This window comes from Acidimicrobiales bacterium (genome assembly GCA_035630295.1).
In the GTDB taxonomy this organism is placed as follows: domain Bacteria; phylum Actinomycetota; class Acidimicrobiia; order Acidimicrobiales; family Iamiaceae; genus Iamia.
Genome location: DASQKY010000042.1, coordinates 114,590 through 131,509 on the forward strand (window position 1 = coordinate 114,590; position 16,920 = coordinate 131,509).

The 16,920-nt window shown below is 73.3% G+C and carries 10 protein-coding genes; 5 read left to right on the forward strand and 5 right to left on the reverse strand.

Going from position 1 to position 16,920, the window contains the following annotated elements:
• Positions 1-12: 12 nt before the first annotated feature.
• Positions 13-1,170, reverse strand: a complete 1,158-nt coding sequence (locus tag VEW93_10870) for a hypothetical protein (GenBank protein ID HYI62291.1) — start codon at positions 1,168-1,170, stop codon at positions 13-15.
• A gap of 60 nt (positions 1,171-1,230) precedes the next feature.
• Here VEW93_10870 and VEW93_10875 point away from each other — a divergent pair, with 60 nt between their 5' ends.
• Positions 1,231-3,159: an ABC transporter ATP-binding protein gene (locus VEW93_10875; GenBank protein ID HYI62292.1), complete on the forward strand. Its 1,929-nt coding sequence runs from the start codon at positions 1,231-1,233 to the stop codon at positions 3,157-3,159.
• Positions 3,160-3,241: 82 nt separating this feature from the next.
• On the opposite strand, the gene VEW93_10880 is transcribed toward VEW93_10875, so the two are convergent.
• The 3 genes from VEW93_10880 to VEW93_10890 all read right to left on the reverse strand — a co-directional run bounded on the left by VEW93_10880 (position 3,242) and on the right by VEW93_10890 (position 9,118).
• On the reverse strand, positions 3,242-3,709 hold the full coding sequence (locus VEW93_10880; protein HYI62293.1) for a VOC family protein: 468 nt from the start codon (positions 3,707-3,709) through the stop codon (positions 3,242-3,244).
• A gap of 121 nt (positions 3,710-3,830) precedes the next feature.
• Positions 3,831-6,377: an alpha/beta hydrolase gene (locus VEW93_10885; protein HYI62294.1), complete on the reverse strand. Its 2,547-nt coding sequence runs from the start codon at positions 6,375-6,377 to the stop codon at positions 3,831-3,833.
• 77 nt (positions 6,378-6,454) lie between these two features.
• A complete protein-coding gene (locus tag VEW93_10890; GenBank protein ID HYI62295.1) occupies positions 6,455-9,118 on the reverse strand; it encodes a hypothetical protein in 2,664 nt (887 codons plus the stop codon).
• A gap of 102 nt (positions 9,119-9,220) precedes the next feature.
• On the opposite strand from VEW93_10890, the gene VEW93_10895 reads away from it, so the two are divergent.
• The 3 genes from VEW93_10895 (at position 9,221) to VEW93_10905 (ending at position 12,429) form a co-directional block, all read left to right on the forward strand.
• Positions 9,221-10,600, forward strand: coding sequence for an NAD(P)/FAD-dependent oxidoreductase (locus VEW93_10895; protein HYI62296.1), 1,380 nt, complete (start codon positions 9,221-9,223; stop codon positions 10,598-10,600).
• 109 nt (positions 10,601-10,709) lie between these two features.
• The gene (locus VEW93_10900) at positions 10,710-11,210 is read left to right on the forward strand and encodes a SigE family RNA polymerase sigma factor (GenBank protein ID HYI62297.1); all 501 of its coding nucleotides are present in this window, start codon (positions 10,710-10,712) and stop codon (positions 11,208-11,210) included.
• Positions 11,200-12,429: a hypothetical protein gene (locus tag VEW93_10905; protein ID HYI62298.1), complete on the forward strand. Its 1,230-nt coding sequence runs from the start codon at positions 11,200-11,202 to the stop codon at positions 12,427-12,429. Before VEW93_10900 ends, VEW93_10905 begins: the two co-directional genes overlap by 11 nt.
• Positions 12,430-12,561: 132 nt before the next feature.
• On the opposite strand, the gene VEW93_10910 is transcribed toward VEW93_10905, so the two are convergent.
• Complete coding sequence (locus tag VEW93_10910) at positions 12,562-15,618, reverse strand: class I tRNA ligase family protein (protein HYI62299.1); 3,057 nt, start codon at positions 15,616-15,618, stop codon at positions 12,562-12,564.
• A gap of 112 nt (positions 15,619-15,730) precedes the next feature.
• Here VEW93_10910 and VEW93_10915 point away from each other — a divergent pair, with 112 nt between their 5' ends.
• The gene (locus VEW93_10915) at positions 15,731-16,918 is read left to right on the forward strand and encodes a DUF222 domain-containing protein (protein ID HYI62300.1); all 1,188 of its coding nucleotides are present in this window, start codon (positions 15,731-15,733) and stop codon (positions 16,916-16,918) included.
• The last annotated feature ends 2 nt before the right edge of the window (positions 16,919-16,920 follow it).

Below are 16,920 nucleotides of genomic sequence, written 5' to 3' on the forward strand. Positions count from 1 at the left end.
TCGAGGCCCCGATCAGGCCGGGGCGTCCTCTCGGGTGGCCACGGTGGGGCCGGCGTCGTCCACCACGGCGGCCAGGCGGTCGGCGCCGTCGGGGTCGTCCTTGAGGTGCTGGTCGAAGAAGGCCAGCGCGGACAGGGTCACCACGGTGGTGTCGGGGTGAGCCAGGCCCTGCACGTAGGGCGGGGTGTGGGCGCCGCCGATCAGCGTCACCAGGGTGCGCGGCGCGTCGATGCGAGCGAAGGCATCCTCGGCCCGGTCGTAGGGCACGGTGTCGTCGGCGTCGCCGTGCACGATCAGGAGGGGCGGCCCGTCGGCCACCGGCTCTCCGCCGCCCTGGCCCAGGTCGGTGGCGTACCCACCGGCCCACTCGGCCACGGCGCCGACCCGCGGGTCCTGGCAGCAGGGGTTGTAGCCCACGGCCACCGAGGTGATGGCGCCCAGGGAGTGGCCGGCCAGGCCGACGCGCTCGCCGTCGATCAGCCCGGCCAGCGGCCCGTCGTCAGCGCTCGACGCCTGGCGGGCCCAGTCGATCACGAAGGCCACGTCTGCGGTCTGCTCGGGGATGTCGCTGGGGGTGCTGCCGCCCGGCGTCTCGTCGTTGGCCAGGGGGTAGGTGGGGGCGACGACCACGTAGCCGGCCGAGGCCCAGACCCGGAGGGTGGTGGTGTAGGCGGGGCCGTTGCCACTCAGCCCGTGGGAGAACACCACCAGCGGCCACGGCCCCGGCGCGGGAGGGGCGTCGACCACGATGTCGGCCTCGGGGTCAGGGGCGGTGCCGCCGTCGGTGGGGTAGAGCACCAGCACCGGCAGGGTGCGGTCGGGCTTCTCGGCCTCGCCCCCGTGGGCCTGGGTGGTCCGGGTGTCGTCCACCAGGGTCTCCTCGTGGGAGCCCACGGCGTAGGTCCCGACGGCTTCGACCGTCGGAGCCGTGGTCGTGCCGTCTCCCGGGGTGGACGGGTCGGCCGGCGTGGTGGTCGTGGCGCCGCCGTCGGGGTCGCCGGGGGCGGTGGTGGTCGCACCCGACGCTGCCGTCCCGTCGCCGGGGTCGGAGGAGCAGCCCGCCCCGGCCACCAGCAGCAGCCCGGCCAGGGCCAGCGCCGCGGCCCGGCGCGGCGCCGGACGGCGAGGGCCGGTTGAGGCGGCGGGCGGGTGAACGGTGGGCAGGGGCACGCCGTGCAACCTACGCCTGGCGCTTGACCTCGACTTCTCTCGAGGTGTGAAGCTGTCGGCATGCAGATGGACTTCACCCACTGGATGGCTCTGGAGAGCGCGGTGCACGGCGACCGCAGCGGCCGCCGCATCAGCCGAGAGACGTTGCGCCGCGTGGCCCGCTTCGCCCGCCCCCATCGGCGGGCCATCGTGGCCTACCTGGTCCTCAGTGCCATCGGGGCCGTCCTCACGGTGGCCACCCCGGTCCTGGCCGGCCGGGTGGTGGACGAGATCGTGGGCCGGGGCTCGGAGGGCACCGTCATCCGCCTCGGCCTGCTCATCGCCGCCATCGCCGTGGCCGAGGCCATCACCGGCGTGGCCGAGCGCTGGCAGTCGTCCCGCATCGGCGAGGGCCTGATCCTCGACCTGCGGCGGGCGGTGTTCGGCCACGTGCAGCGCATGCCGGTGGCCTTCTTCACCCGCACCCGCACCGGTGCCTTGGTCAGCCGGCTGGACAACGACGTCATCGGGGCCCAGCGGGCCTTCACCTGGACCCTCTCCGACGTGGTCAGCAACCTCATCATCCTGCTCCTGACCCTGGGGGTGATGCTGACCCTGTCGTGGCCCATCACCCTGCTGTCGCTGGTGCTGCTGCCGGTGTTCCTGATCCCGGCCCGGCGCATGGGGGCCCGCCTGGCCCACCTGGAGCGGGAGGCGGCCGACCACAACTCGGCCATGACCAGCCAGATGACCGAACGGTTCTCGGCCCCCGGCGCCACCCTGGTGAAGCTGTTCGGCCGGCCCGAGCAGGAGGAGGCCGAGTTCGGGGCCCGGGCCCAGCGGGTGGCCGAGATCGGGGTGCGCACGGCCATGGGCCAGTCCATCTTCCTCACCGCCCTGGCCTCGGTGTCGGCTGTGGCCCTGGCCCTGGTCTACGGCCTGGGGGGCTGGCTGGCCCTGCGGGGCTCCCTGGACGCCGGCACCATCGTCACCCTGGCCCTGCTGCTCACCCGGCTCTACGCCCCCCTCACCGCCCTGGCCAGCGCCCGGGTCGACGCCTCCACCGCCCTGGTCAGCTTCGAGCGCATCTTCGAGGTGCTGGACCTGGAGCCCCTCATCGCCGAGCGGCCCGACGCCCGGGCCGTGCCCGAGGGCCCGGTGTCGATCACCTACGACGACGTCCGCTTCGCCTACCCGGCGGCGGACAAGGTGTCGCTGGCCTCCCTGGAGGAGGTGGCCACCCTGGACACCCGGGGTGGCGTGGAGGTGCTGCACGGCATCTCGTTCCGGGTCGAGCCGGGCCAGATGGTGGCCCTGGTCGGCACCTCCGGCAGCGGCAAGTCGACCACCGCGTCGCTGGCCGCCCGGCTCTACGACGTGGACGGCGGGGCGGTGCGCATCGCCGGGGTCGACGTGCGGGACCTCACGTTCGCGTCCCTGCGGGAGACGGTGGGCTTCGTCACCCAGGACGGCCACCTGTTCCACGAGTCGGTGCGCGACAACCTGCGCCTGGCCCGGCCCGAGGCCACCGACGAGGAGCTGTGGGACGCCCTGCGCCGGGCCCGCCTCGACGGCCTGGTGGCCGGGCTGCCCGACGGCCTGGGCACGGTGGTGGGCGAGCGCGGGTACCGGTTCTCCGGCGGCGAGCGCCAGCGCCTCACCATCGCCCGGGTGCTGCTGGCCCGGCCCCGGGTGGTGATCCTGGACGAGGCCACCGCCTCGCTCGACTCGACCTCGGAGGCCGCGGTCCAGGCCGCTCTGGCCGATGCCCTGGAGGGCCGGACGGCCATCGTCATCGCCCACCGGCTCTCGACCATCCGCCGGGCCGACACCATCCTGGTGGTGGAGGGCGGCCGCATCGTGGAGCGGGGCAGCCACGCCGACCTCCTGGCCGCCGAAGGGCGCTACGCCGAGCTCCACCGCACCCAGCTGGCCGGCTCCGACCCGACCGCCGCCGCCGACGACGAGGCCGGTGGCGACGACGCCACCCCGGTCGAGTCGCTGGCCTGAGCAGCCGGAGGCGGGGGAGGTCGGTCCTCGGCTCGCACCGTGGTCGACGTCCGCCGCCCCCGGAGGCGCTGGCCGGCCGGTGTCAGCCCTCGGACATGGCTTCGGTGGCCCGGCGCTCCATCTCTTCCATCGACACGTCCTCGATGTGGGAGGACATGCTCCAGCGGTGGCCCCACGGGTCGGCGATGACGGCCATGCGGTCGCCGTAGAACTGGTCCGACGGTTCGCGCTCCACGGTGGCGCCGGCCTCGACGGCCTTGGCGAAGAGGGCGTCCACGTCCTCCACGTACAGGTGGAGCAGCACCGGCGAACCGCCGAGTGACCGGGGGCTCAGGGCGCCGGCCTCGGGCGCCTCGTCGCTGAGCATCAGCACCGAGCTGCCGAGGGCCAGCTCGGCATGGCCGACGCGGCCGTCGGGACCGGTCATCACCCCGCCCCGGGACTCGAAGCCGAGCACGTCGCAGTAGAAGGCGATGGCGTCGGTGGCCCCGTCCACGGCCAGGTAGGGGGACAGGCGGGGATAGCCCTCGGGGATGGGGTTCACGGCCACGGTCGGCTCCTCGGGTGGGGGGTGGTGTCGGCCCCAGTGAACCAGCCTCGACGGCCGGGCGCTGACCGTCCGGATGGTTCCGGACCAGGTCACGGCAACGGTGTTGGTGACTCGGCGGCGGTTAAGGCGTTGCCGGGACCTCAGGTTCGTTGTCGACCGAAAGCGCGAGGCAGAGGCCGAGGAAGGCCAGAGCTTCGTGGAGCTGCTTGCCCTTCTGGATCACCTTGCCGCGATGACGCGGGTTGAAGTGGGCTGGCGATACCCTGAGGCAGACCAGTCGATCCTCTTGCACCTCGGTTGCCAGGCGTCGTCGGAGGGCTTTCTCCCACGTCTGACCGGCTCCTTTCTTGCTCCCTTCCACGTCGTCGATAGCTGCGCTGCGGAAGTTGTCCAGGGTCTTGATCAGCCTGCGCACCAGGATGGTGTCAGCCTGGTCACCCGGCTGCGTGCGGCCGGCATCGGCGAGCTTGGAGCCGTCGATCCAGACCCATAGGTTCGGCAGGTCCGTGACAGCATGGGGCAGGGTGGGCGCCGTCCTCGCTGCCTCGCCCGACCAGAAGGCCGCGGCCGTCCTCACCAGCTTAGAGTCGAACCCCCGTACGTCTAGATCGTCGATAGGGTCCTCCCACTGTGGAGGGACGAAGTAGCGGAGTTGGGGTCCCCACTCCCGGACGATGTTCTTCCACTCCTCCGTGCGATTGATCTGGGAGCCCAGGAGACCGGGAAGGGTCTCGCTCCTCGACGGGTGACCAGGTCCTCGGTCCCTGTGCCACTTCGGTCCCTTGCCAGGGAGGAGCACGCAGACGTTCCTGTCGTCGTCTCCCTCGTTGTCTCGCAGCGCGACACGGCGGTCGCGGAGCCCGGCGAGGTAGGCCACGACGGCGTTGTCCGAGTGGTGGAGTGCGATCGCTCGTTCACGCATGCCTTCGGGTCCGAGGAGGAAGGCGGGCAGCGTGCTCTGGGCAATGAACAGAGCCCCGCGGCGCCACTCCGTGACATCACGTCGTTGGGGGCCCCGAGGCCGGTCGAGACGGGAGATCGTCTCGTCCAGGAACTTCTCGAACTGGGGGCTTGGGAGATCGGCGCCCACTGCCGGCAGATCCGCGTCCTTCAGACGATCCGAGACGTTCTCCCAGGGGGTCACCAGGTCTCGAAGCCACCCGCACGTCAGGTCCTCTCGGCGCGCCTCGTCGGATTGGTTGCTGAAGCGACGCGTGAGGCGGCCGATCTCCGGCAGCCAGTACTCGCGTTGCTGTTGCTCCACCCCTTTTGCCTTGTGGCCAAGGAAGTGAGAGAGGTTGGCGATCTGCAGGAGGTTCACCCCAGCCTTCTCGGGGGCTGCGTCGATGACGTTCTGGGTGCTGACGATCTCGTCGCTCCCCCCGACGACGAAGAGCAGACGACGGCTGAACTCCTCGACGCGTGACTGGTAGGCGTTCCGATACTCCTGCTGGAAGACGTCGTAGAACACACGCAGCATCGCCTCGAAGTGCTGATCCGGCAGTCCGAGGGTGAAGCCGGCCGTGGGGCTGGACCTCTGGATGCGCTTTTCAAGCAAGCTGCCGTCCAGCTCGTAGCGGAGAGCGTGGAGGACGGTCTGCCACTCCTCCGGGTTGGCGAAGGCGGTAGGCGTCAGGGTGCGGAGGGCGCCGCCAGACAGGAGGGTCGTGCACCCTCCTATGAGGTAGGGCCAGGCGAAGAAGATGGACTGAGCCACGAACCCCCCCAGGCTGTAACCAACCACGTGAATGCGAGGGGTGGCCTCGTCCAAGACGCGGTGTACCCCGTCGGGCGTCTCCTCCTCGCAGGTGATGGGCTCGCCAGTGAAGTCCCGCAGGCGGTCGACCGAGCGGCGGAAGTCCTTAAGATCAGGAGGGTCCCGCGGGGGCCTGGCGACTCTGTTGCTGGCGTGTCGCGCTGGCGGGTTGGCCCTTTGGAGGTTGGTCCACTCCTCACGCATCTCCACAGCGATGTCCGTCGGTGAGCGGCGAGACCGCTCACCGTTGGCTGGCGCGCAGAGGAGGTCGAGGCCGATCGGCGTCTGGTAGTTGGTCACTGGGGCGATCGCTGAGAGCATCCAGCGACTTTCGACCATGTACCGGAGGAACTGGCGGAAGAGATCTCCCGCATCGGTGAGGTAGCGGTCCAGAGGCGTCTGGGAAAATGGCCCGCTGAAGGGGTGTCGGGTCAGGTGCCCTGGGAACGGCCTCACGATGCAGATCGTGTTCTTCGCCTGGTCGCTGGCCATCAGATTGGACGCGAAGTCGTAGAAGAAACGCATCTCGTCCACCTCGTTGAGCCCATGGAGCAGGAGGTAGACATCGGAGGCGGGGGGCTTGAAGTCGCTGCGGGCCAGGATTCGGTAGCTGTGGAACTTCGGCTGTGGCTTGGCGACCTGCAGTTGGTGATCCACCAGCCGGTTGGTGCGGTAGATCGGGGCCGACGGAAAGCCCAGCAGCCACTCCCGCAGCGCTTGTCGGCCCGAGAGCGACGGGGGGATCAGGCGCGACGGAGGTTGCTCGGGTCCGTCAAGGCGCGACCACTCCTCGGTCATCTTCCAGAGTCCGTCCCCCAGCTGGTAGTCGCGTTCGGCGGTGGGGAATTGGGCGGCTCGGATTCGCTCGCCCCCTTTGAACGCGTCGTCCGCGTCGCGACCCTGGGTGCTCATCGATGGCACGGTCCTGGCCTCCCCATCCGTGAACGCTCGACCCTAGTCTCCCACTGCCATTTTTGAGGACGTGGCGGTCAGTGGCGGGACAGGACAGCCTGCTCGAACAGGGCGAAGGTGTCGTCGGCCAGGGCGGCCCAGTCGAGGTCGGCCCGGCGGGCCAGGGCTGCGGCCCGGGCCCGGTCGAGGGTCTCGGGCGTGAGGGCGTCGATGGCGGCGGCCACCGAGTCCACGGTGTGGCCGGCGGGCAGGCCGGCGTCGCCCAGGGCCTCGACCAGGTAGCCCCAGTCGCTGCGCAGGGCGGGCAGGCCCAGCCCCACGGCGTCGGCTGCGGCCCCGGTGCCCAGCATCTCGCCGTCGGGGTCGAACACCAGGGCCAGTACGTCGCAGGTGGCCAGCCGGGTGGCGTAGGCGGCCGGCTCGACCATGGCGTAGGGCTCGGCGATGGTGATGCGGGGGTCATCCGGCACCGTGTCGCCGGGACCCAGCGACCAGCACACCAGCTCCACGTCGTCGCGCCGGCAGGCCGCCACGGCGTCGATCACCACCTGGACCAGCTTCTCGGCCCGGGGGGCGCCGACCACGCCGATGCGCAGGGCGGCGGGGGCCAGGTCGAGGCGCTCCTCGGCCTCGTCGCGGCTGGGGAGGCCGGCCCGGGCCCACAGGCCGCCGAAGTGGCCGTGGGGGATGACCTGGTGGAGGCAGTCGTCCCGGAACCGGTAGCGGTCCCGCATGCGCTCCTGGCCCCAGGCGCTGTGGTGGATGACGCCCCGGACCGCTCCCGCCCACGCCTGGTAGATGGGGTCGAAGGCCTCGGGCCGCTTCTCGTGGGGGGTGAGGTTGTGGGCCGTCCACACCACGGGCACGTCGGCGTCGGCCAACCGGTCGATGACGGCCCGGTGGGTGTCGAGGTCGTCGAAGGCCAGCCACTCCGGCCAGTGCAGGTGGAGCACGTCGGCGTCGGCCAGCCGGTCCGTGGGCCGGGCCCGCCAGCCCACCGGCGGTCGCCGGGCGATGACGGCCCGATCGGCCAGGGGCCGGTAGAGGGAGCGGCTGTAGTGGTGGTCGGGTTCGGTCGAGGCCACCCGCAGCAGGGGCGTGACCCGGGCCGTGTAGGCCAGCTCGGTGGCCGGCTCCAGGTCGATCTGGTGGACCCGGCCGATCTCGCCGGTGGGGGTGCGCCACTCGCCCAGGCCCTCGACGGTGACGGCGGTGGCCAGGTGGGGCGAGGCGCAGTCCCACTCGACCCGCAGGGGACGGCCGGCCACCTCGGGGACGGCCAGGCCCACCGCGGTGGGGGGGCGTTCGAAGGTGAGCCGATCCTCGACCACCACGGTGCGGCCCTCGACGGCCAGGCGCACGGTGCGGGTGCCGGGCAGCGGGGGCCCGGGGTCGTCGCCGTCGAGGCCCTTGCCCGAGACCGGGAACCCGTCCCAGGCCACGGTGACGGCGCCCGGCTCGTGGACCACCGAGGTGGGCACCCCGCCGGCGGTGTGGCGGCGGAAGCCGGCCACCACCAGGGGGGTCCAGCACGGCAGGTCGCGGTCGACGGGCACCTCCCACGTGCCGGGCTGGTGCAGGGCCGGGAGGTAGTGGCTGCGGGTGGTGCCCACGAACGGGACCACGGTGTCGACCCCGGTCGAGCGGTGGGCCCACACCCCGGCCGGGCGCCCGTCCTCGAAGGAGACCCAGTGGTCGCCCTCGGGGTAGGCCTCCGCGATGGGCGCGGCCTGCAGGTCGGCCGGGGCCCGGCCCAGGGCCCCGGCGGCCCAGGCCACCTTGCCCAGCAGGTCGAGGGTGAGCTGGAGGCGCCGGGCCGGTCCCCGGTAGGAGTCCTGGTTGCGGCCCCGGTGGGCGGTGGACACCCCGTCGGGGTCGAAGCCGGCCATGACGGTGGCGGCGGCGTCGGTGGCCCGGCGGAGCCACACCCCGTCCCGCTCGCCGGCGTGGCCCTCGCTCAGGGCCAGGGCCCCCAGCTCCAGGGTGAGGGCGGCGGACAGGTCGCCCACGGAGCGGCCCCAGGCCACGGCCGAGCCGTCCCGGGCCCCGACCAGGAGCACCAGGTCGAGGGCGGCGGCCAGGCCCTCGCCCCACACCGGGCCGAGGAGGGGGGCCAGCGGCTCGCAGAACAGCCAGACGTCCGCGGTGTAGATGTCGTAGCGGCCGATGCGGTCGTTGGAGTCGTCCAGAGCCCGCCGGGGGTTGCCGGCCAGCACCTTGCGGGCGCGGTCGACCAGGCGGTCGAGGGTGGCGGTGTCGTCGATCAGGCCCAGGCGATGGCGGCCCAGCTCGCAGCGGGCCAGCACGGCGGCGTAGTTGCGGGGCAGGACCTTGGCGTCGAGCAGCTCCAGCCAGTCGGAGCTGTCCACGGCCCGCTCCAGCTCGGCCCGCTGGCCGTCGTCGAGGCCGGCGGCCAGGCGGTTGCCGGCGAAGGGGCCGCCCCGCAGCAGGGTCTCGGCGATGCGGTAGGAGAAGAAGGTGTGGGTCGAGCGCCCGTCGACCCGGCCCAGCAGGCGGGTGAGGACGGTGTCGACCGGCTCGCCGGCCACTTCGGCCACCCCGGCGTCGGCCAGGTGGGCCAGGGTGAAGCACGCGTCGGCCCGGACATCCGCGCCCACCTCGTGGCCGGCGAAGGTCCGGGGGATCTGCCACCCCGGCAGGTGGTGGCGCTCCAGCGCCTCCAGGGTCTCGACGCAGAAGCGGGTGAGGCGCTCGGCCAGCTCGCCGGTGGTGGTCGGCATGGCCGCCGACCCTAGAGGTCGCGGTGCCGGGCCTTGACCTGGCTCATCGCCCCGGCGTCCGCGGCTCCGGCGGGAGAGCCGGTGGACGGGCAGACTCCGGCCATGGAGAGCGAGCAGGTCGACGTGGTGGTCATCGGCATGGGCCCGGGTGGCGAGGAGGTGGCCGGGAAGCTGACCGAGGCCGGCCTGGCCGTGGTCGGTGTGGAGGCCGAGCTGGTGGGGGGCGAGTGTCCGTACTGGGGCTGCATCCCGTCCAAGATGATGATCCGGGCCGCCCACCTGCTGGCCGAGGCCGGCCGCATCCCGGGCATGGCCGGCACCGCCACCGTGGAGCCCGACTGGGGCCCGGTGGCGGCCCGCATCCGCCAGGAGGCCACCGACACCTGGGACGACACCGTGGCCGTCGACCGCTTCGTGGGCAAGGGTGGGCGCTTCGTCCGGGGTCGGGGCCGCCTGGCCGGGCCCGGGCGGGTCGAGGTGGAGGGGGCCGACGGCCAGCGCCTGGCCTTCCAGGCCGCTCGGGCCGTGGTCCTGGCCAGCGGCACCACCGCCTCCATCCCCCCCATCGACGGCCTGGCCGACGTGCCCTACTGGACCAACCGGGAGGCCATCGCTGCCCCCGAGGCGCCGGCCAGCCTGGTCGTCCTCGGCGGCGGGGCCGTCGGCGCCGAGCTGGCCCAGGCCTTCGCCCGCTTCGGCACCGAGGTCACGGTGGTGGAGGCGGCCGACCGCCTGCTCCCGCTGGAGGAGCCCGAGGCCGGCGCCGTGGTGGCCGAGGCCTTCGCCGCCGACGGCATCACCGTGATCGCCGGGGTGGGGGCGGCCCGGGTGGCCCACAGCGACGACGGCGTCACCGTCACCCTGGCCGACGGGCGCACCCTCACCGCCGAGCGCCTCCTGGTGGCCACCGGGCGCCGGGCCGACCCGGCCGCGGTGGGGGCCGACACCGTCGGCGTCGACCCCGGCGCCCGCCGGGTGCCGACCGACGAGCGCCAGCGGGTGGCCGACGGGGTGTGGGCCGTGGGCGACGTCACCGGTGAGGGGGCCTTCACCCACGTGGCCATGTACCAGGCCCACGTCGCGGTGGCCGACATCCTGGGCCGCGACCACCACCCCGCCGAGTACCGGGCCCTGCCCCGGGTGACCTTCACCGACCCCGAGGTGGGCTCGGTCGGCCTGTCCGAGGCCGCGGCCCGGGAGCAGGGGATCCCGGTGGCGGTGGGGTCCACCCCGGTCCCGTCCACGGCCCGGGGGTGGATCCACAAGGCCGGCAACGAGGGCCTCATCAAGCTGGTGGCCGACACCGACCGGGGCGTCCTGGTCGGGGCCACCAGCGCCGGCCCGGCCGGGGGCGAGGTGCTGGGCCTGCTGGTGCTGGCCGTCCACGCCCAGGTCCCCCTGGCCACCCTGCGCTCGATGATCTACGCCTACCCCACGTTCCACCGGGGGATCGAGGACGCCCTCCGCGACCTCGACGCGTGAGATCCTCGCTCCGGTAAACCTTTCCGGGGCGAGGCGGGTGTGTAGGGATCTGTCGATCGACGTGGTGGAGCCCGGCGCCGGGCGGCGACCTCCCGGGGCGAGGGCCACGGTGAACGGCCCCCCGGGCGACTACGAGACCTTCTTCCGGGCCGAGTACCCCCGCCTGGTCACCCTGGCCTCGGCCATGACCGGCGACCGGCGGATGGCCGAGGAACTGGCCCAGGAGGCGCTGTTGCGGGCCCACAAGCGGTGGGCCCGCATCGCTTCCTACGACATGCCCGGGGCCTGGGTCCGCCGGGTGACCATCAACCTGGCCACCAGCGCCCGGGCCCGTCGGGGCCGCGAGCAGCGGACCCTCGACCGGCTGGGGGCCGAGCGGCCCCCTCTGGCCCCCTACGACTACTCCGACGACGACTTCTGGTCGCTCGTCCGCCAGCTCCCCCGGCGCCAGGCCGCGGCGGTCGCCCTCCACTACCTGGAGGACCGGCCCGTGGCCGAGGTGGCCGCCGTCCTGGGCTGCGCCGAGGGCACGGCCAAAGCCCACTTGCACAAGGGGCGGGCCGCCTTGGCCCGCCGACTCGACCTCCCGGAGGCCCCCGATGGACCTTGACGCCCGCGGCGCCCGTGCCGCCTCCTCGCTCCGCCAGCAGGTCGAGCCCACGCTCGACGTGGAGGGCGCCCGCCACGCCGTGGCCCACGGCGCGGCCCGGCGCCGGGCCCGGCGCTCGGTGGTTGCCGGCGTGGGCCTGGCCGCCGCCTGCCTGGCCGTGGTGGGAGGCCTGGCTGCGCTGTCGCTGCATGCCCCGGGCTTCAACCGGTCGCCCGACGGCGTGGACTCCGGCCGCGACGCCGCCGACATGGCCATCCTGGGGGACATGCCCCGGTCGCCCATCGACGGCCGCGACTCGTGGCGGCTCCCGGTGCTGGCCCAACCCCAGGCCGACGTGGGCGACGGGGAGACGGTCACCGTCTACGCCCGGGGCTTCGAGCCCAACGAGCTGCTGGGCGTGGTCATGTGCGCCCGGGAGGCCGAGTCCGAGGGCGTCGGGGCCTGCATGTTGGGTGATGCCAGCTACCAGTTCGCCCACGTCACCTCGGCCAACGCCTACGAGGACGGCACCGTGGTGCAGGAGTTCGCGGTCAGGCGCCACATCGTCACCCCGGCCACCGGGCCCGTCGACTGCGCCTCGGAGGCCGAGCGGTGCATCGTGGCCATCGGCGCCGCCGCCAACTACGACCGCTCCGGCGGCACCTACGTGAACTTCGCCGGCGCCCCGCCGTTCCCCCAGCCGACCATGGCCGTCACCCCCGAGGGGCCGTACACGCCGGGCCAGACGGTCCACGTCGAGGGCCGGGACATGATCCCGGGGCGGCTCAACCAGGTGCAGCAGTGCGCCGGCGAAGTGTGCGTGCCCCTGGCCCGGGGCTTCACCGCCCCCGACGGCGCCTTCGCCTTCGACGTGATCGTCAACTCGGTGGTGTACCAGGACGGCCAGCCCGTGGAGTGCGGGGACGCCTGCACCCTGCGCATCATCGGCGTCGGCATCGAGGGGGCCACCTCGGCCCCGCAGGCCGAGCCGGTGGGCCTGGCCTTCGGCCCGGGAGCCCCCCTGGCCGCGGACCAGATCCCGCCCCCGTCGACCACGGCCCCGGCCGGTGAACCCGAGCCGGTGCTGCCCGTCCCCGAGGACGGGTCGGAGCCCACCACGTCTGCCCCTCCGGCGTCGACCACCACCGAGACCTCGGTCGCCGGGTCGGCCGAGCCCAGCACGGCCCCGGCCGCACCTCCGTCCTCGCCCGAACCCACGTCCCCGCCGGCCGGAGGCTGACCGCCGAGGTCGTCCCGGCTCCGACGCTCGTCCCGCTGCCCGGCGGCTGATCGCGGGGCGTCGGGGCTCCGACGGCCGGTCCCGCCGGACGGTGCTGTCCCGCGGCGCGGGCTCGCGCCGGCAGGCGGGGGGTCAGGCCTTGGTGACGGTCACCGCGTCGACGGTGCCCACCGTGACCTCGACGGCCAGGGTCTCGGCCGCGATCCAGTCCTGGTGGGGGGCCAGGTCGGCGTCGGAGGCCGGGAGGGCCAGGACGATGCGGTCGGTGATCTCCAGGCCGGCGTCCTTGCGCATGGTGTTGACCCCGTGGATGAGGTCGTAGGCCCGGGCCTCGAGGCGCAGCTCGTCGTCCAGCTCGGTGTCCAGGGCCACGGTGACGCCGCCGTCGGCGGCCACTGCCCACCCCTCCTTCTCGGTCCGCTCGACCAGCACGTCGGCCGCGGCCAGGTCGTGGCCAGCCACCCGGAAGCCCCCGTCGGGCAGCTCCTCGAACTCCCCGGCGGCCAGGGCGGCCCGCACCCGGCCCACGTCGGGGCCCAGGCGCGGCCCCAGCACCGGCAGGTTGGGCCGGACCCGGAGCTGGGTGGCCTCCACCGGGCCCACCACCACCTCCTTGACCCGCAGCTCCCCGGCGATCTCGTCGGTGTGGCCGGCCACCCGGTCGGCCCCCTCGACCACCAGGCGGCGCAGGGGCTGGCGCACCCGGAGCTGGGCCGCGCCCCGGGCCTGGCGGCCCAGCTCGACCACCCGGCGGATGGCGGCCACGTCGGCCAGCAGCTCGGGGTCGACGGCGCCGGCGGCCGGCCACCCGGCCAGGAACACCGACTCGGGCGCGTCGCCCACCGGCACCACCAGGCGCTGCCACAGGTGCTCGGCCAGGAACGGCATGATCGGGGCCACCACCCGCACCACCTGGGCCAGCCCGCGCCACAGGGCCCGCAGGGCGGCCTCCTCCCCGTCCCAGAAGCGGCGGCGGGAGCGGCGGATGTACCAGTTGGACAGGTCGTCCACGTAGGCCTCGACGGCCCGCAGCACGTTGACGGTCAGGTAGGCGTCGTAGCCGGCCGCGGCCTCGGTCACCATCTGGTCGGTGCGGGCCACCAGCCAACGGTCCAGCGCCTCGCCCCCTGACGGCGGGGTGTCGAGATCGGCGTAGGCCGGGGTGAAGCCCTCGACGGTGGCGTACTGCACGAAGAAGCTGACGCTGTTCCAGAGGGTCAGCAGCTTGCGTTCGATGGCCTCGGCGGGGCCGTAGCCGAACAGCAGGTTCTGGTTGGGGGGTTGCGCGCAGTACTGCCACCGCATCACGTCCGCGCCCATGCGGTCGAACGCCTCGTCCGCGGTGATCATGTTCCCCCACGAGCCGTGCATCTCCCGGCCCGTCTCGTCCAGCATCTTCTCGTAGCCCAGCACCTTGCGGTACGGGGCCCGGCCGGTGAGCACCACCGACATGAAGAGCTGGGAGTAGAACCACAGGCGGATCTGCTCCCGCATCTCCGACACCCAGTCGGCCGGGAACCAGTCCTCCCAGTACGTGTGGTCGGGTAGCTCCGCGGTGGTGAGCCCCTTCGCCGCCCCGGTGGCGTAGCCCTGGGGGACGGCGGTGGGGTTCTCCCAGCCCAGGGTGGAGAAGGGGACGATGCCGGCGTCGAGCCACACGTCGCCCACCTCGGGGATGCGGCTCACCACGTCCCCGCAGGCCGCGCAGCGGATGCGGATGTCGTCGATCCACGGACGGCGCAGCTCCTCCAGCCCGTCGAGGGGGTCGACGGCCCGCTCGGTCAGCTCCTCCTTGGAGCCGATGACCGTCACGTGCCCGCAGGCGCAGGGGTAGAAGGGCAGGGGCAGGCCGTAGTAGCGGCGACGGGAGATGTTCCAGTCGCCCATGTTCACCAGCCAGTCGTCCATGCGCTTGCCCATGTAAGCCGGCGTCCACTCCACGGTGGCGTTGGCGTCGCGCAACCCCTGGCGCAGCTCGTCGTCGACCCGGATGAACCAGTCGTCCGACAGGCGGAAGATCAGGGGCGTGTGGCAGCGCCAGCACTCGGGATAGCGGTGCTCGATGGTGCCGGCCTCGACCAGGCGGCCCCTTTCCCGGAGGTCGGCGATCACCTCGTCGGCCACGCCGCGGGCGGGCTTGCCGGCCAGCCAGCCGAAGTCGGGGTAGAAGAGGCCGGCCTCGTCCACCGGGGCCACGTGGGGCAGGCCCAGCTCGGCGGCCAGGCCGAAGTCGTCGGTGCCGCAGGCGGGGGCGATGTGGACGATGCCGGTGCCGTCGTCCATCGACACCTCGTCCCACGCCACCACCCGGTGCTCGATGCCGTGCTGGGGGCGCAGCTCGTCGTAGGGGCCCTCGTAGCGCCAGCCCACCATGTCGGCGCCGGTGAGGATCCGGTCGAAGGCGTCGTCGTCCAGGCCGGTGCGCTCGACGGCCACCCAGTCGCCGCCGCGGAGGCCGTAGCGGGCGGTGGGGGAGACGGCGGCGGCCACGTTGGCCGGCAGGGTCCACGGGGTGGTGGTCCAGATGACGACGGCCTCGCCGGCCCGGTCGAGCAGCGGGAACCGCACCGACAGGGACGGGTCCTCCTGGTCGACGTAGCTGCCCACCAGCTCGTGGGCCGAGATGGACGTGCCGCAGCGCGGGCACCACTCGGTGGCCCGGTGCCCCCGGTAGAGGCGGCCCTGGCGCTCGACCTCCTGGAGGAAGCGCCAGATGTAGGTGATGTTGGTGTCGGAGAACGTGAAGTAGCTGTTGTCCCAGTCCATCCACTGGCCCAGGCGGATCGAGCCCCGGGTCAGCTCGGCCGAGGACCACTCCACGACGGCCCGGCACCGGCGGGCGAACTCGGCTAGGCCGAACTCCTCGATGTCGCGCTTGGAGTCGAGGCCCAGCTCCTTCTCGACGCCGACCTCGATCCACAGGCCCTGGCAGTCGAACCCGTTCTGGTAGCGCTGGTGGAAGCCCTGCAGGGCCTTGTAGCGCTGGAACACGTCCTTGAGGGTGCGGCCCCAGGCGGTGTGGACGGCCAGGGCCTTGTTGGCGGTGACCGGACCGTCGATGAAGCTGAAGCGCGGCCCGTCCGCGTTCTTGGCCCTGACCTGGTCGAAGGTGCGCCGCTCGGCCCACAGGGCCAGGACGTCGGCCTCGATCTGCTGGTGGTCCGGCTTGTCCGGCAGGGCCTCGAACACGGCGGCCGACGCTACCCCATGCCGTTCGCCGCCCCTCTTGCGGTTGGGGGCGGCTGTCACTCTGGTCGGCGTAGTCGTTTGCGAACACATGTTCGTGGTGATGATGGAGTGCATGGCTGGCGGTGTGCTGGACGAGCTGAATGAGGCGATCGACGGGTTGGACCTGCCTGTCGATGGTGACGTCCTCGCCGGCGCGTTCCGCCTGCTCGATCGGTTGACGGCGAAGGTGTCCGAGGCTGCGGGGGCCTTCGACGCGGCGGAGCTGTGGAACGGAGAGGGCGCCGCGTCGCTGGCGTCGTGGCTCCGGGTGCGGGCGGGGCTCTCCAACCGGGCCGCGACGCGCCACGCGTCGACGGCGCGACGCCTGCGGGACTGCCCCGTCACGAGGCGGGCCTGGGTCGACGGGGCGTTGTCGGGTGGTCAGGTGCAGGCCGTGGTGGTCAACGTGAGCGACCGCACGGTGCCGCTGTACGCCGAGCACGAGGCCGCTCTCGTGCCGTCGTTGGTCTCTCTGGACGTGCCGGAGACAGCCGCCGCCATGCGCGACTGGTCGGCGCGGGCCGAGGCCCTCCTGGACGAGCGGGATCCGGTGGAGGAGACGGGCCGGGCGCATCTGTCGCCGCTGATGGACGGGCGGGGCCGCCTTGACGCGGACCTGACCGCGGAGGGCTACGCCACGGCCCGGGCCGCGCTGCGGGTCGCGCTCGACCCCAAGCGGGACGAAGACGAGCGCACGCCGCCCGAGAAGCGCCACGACGCCCTGGTCTCGGTGTTCCGGTTCTTCCTCGACCACCAGTCCACCCACGCCGCCGCCCGGCACCGCCCGCACCTCAACGTCACCGTCGACCTCGCCACCCTCACCGACCGCACCGGGGTGGCCCGCCTCGCCGACGAGGCCACCGTCGACGCCGAGACGGCCCTGCGCCTGGCCTGCGACGCCGATGTCCACCGCGTCATCACCCGAGGCCGCTCCGAGGTCCTCGACTACGGACGGGCCACCCGCGTCGTGGCCGCCGCCCTCTTCGCCGTCCTCGTCCTCCGAGACCGGGGCTGCCGGTTCCCGGGCTGTGACCGCCCCCCCGATCGCTGCGACGCCCACCACGTCCGCCACTGGATCGACGGAGGACCCACCAACCCCGGCAACCTCTGCCTGCTCTGCGCCTACCACCACCACGTGATCCACCGACCGGGTTGGTCACTGGCGATGGACGCCGATGCCACCATCCGGGTCACCGACGCCGATGGCCGATGTCGTTCCAGCCGGCCACCTCCGGGGTCCACGGACGCCTTCGCGGCCTGACC

Excerpts from the sequence above, each read along its gene's own strand:
- VEW93_10905 (HYI62298.1), top strand. The coding sequence starts at position 11,200 with ATGGACCTTGACGCCCGCGGCGCCCGTGCCGCCTCCTCGCTCCGCCAG.
- VEW93_10885 (HYI62294.1), bottom strand. The coding sequence starts at position 6,377 with ATGAGCACCCAGGGTCGCGACGCGGACGACGCGTTCAAAGGGGGCGAG.
- VEW93_10890 (HYI62295.1), bottom strand. The coding sequence starts at position 9,118 with ATGCCGACCACCACCGGCGAGCTGGCCGAGCGCCTCACCCGCTTCTGC.
- VEW93_10875 (HYI62292.1), top strand. The coding sequence starts at position 1,231 with ATGCAGATGGACTTCACCCACTGGATGGCTCTGGAGAGCGCGGTGCAC.
- VEW93_10895 (HYI62296.1), top strand. The coding sequence starts at position 9,221 with ATGGAGAGCGAGCAGGTCGACGTGGTGGTCATCGGCATGGGCCCGGGT.
- VEW93_10915 (HYI62300.1), top strand. The coding sequence starts at position 15,731 with ATGGCTGGCGGTGTGCTGGACGAGCTGAATGAGGCGATCGACGGGTTG.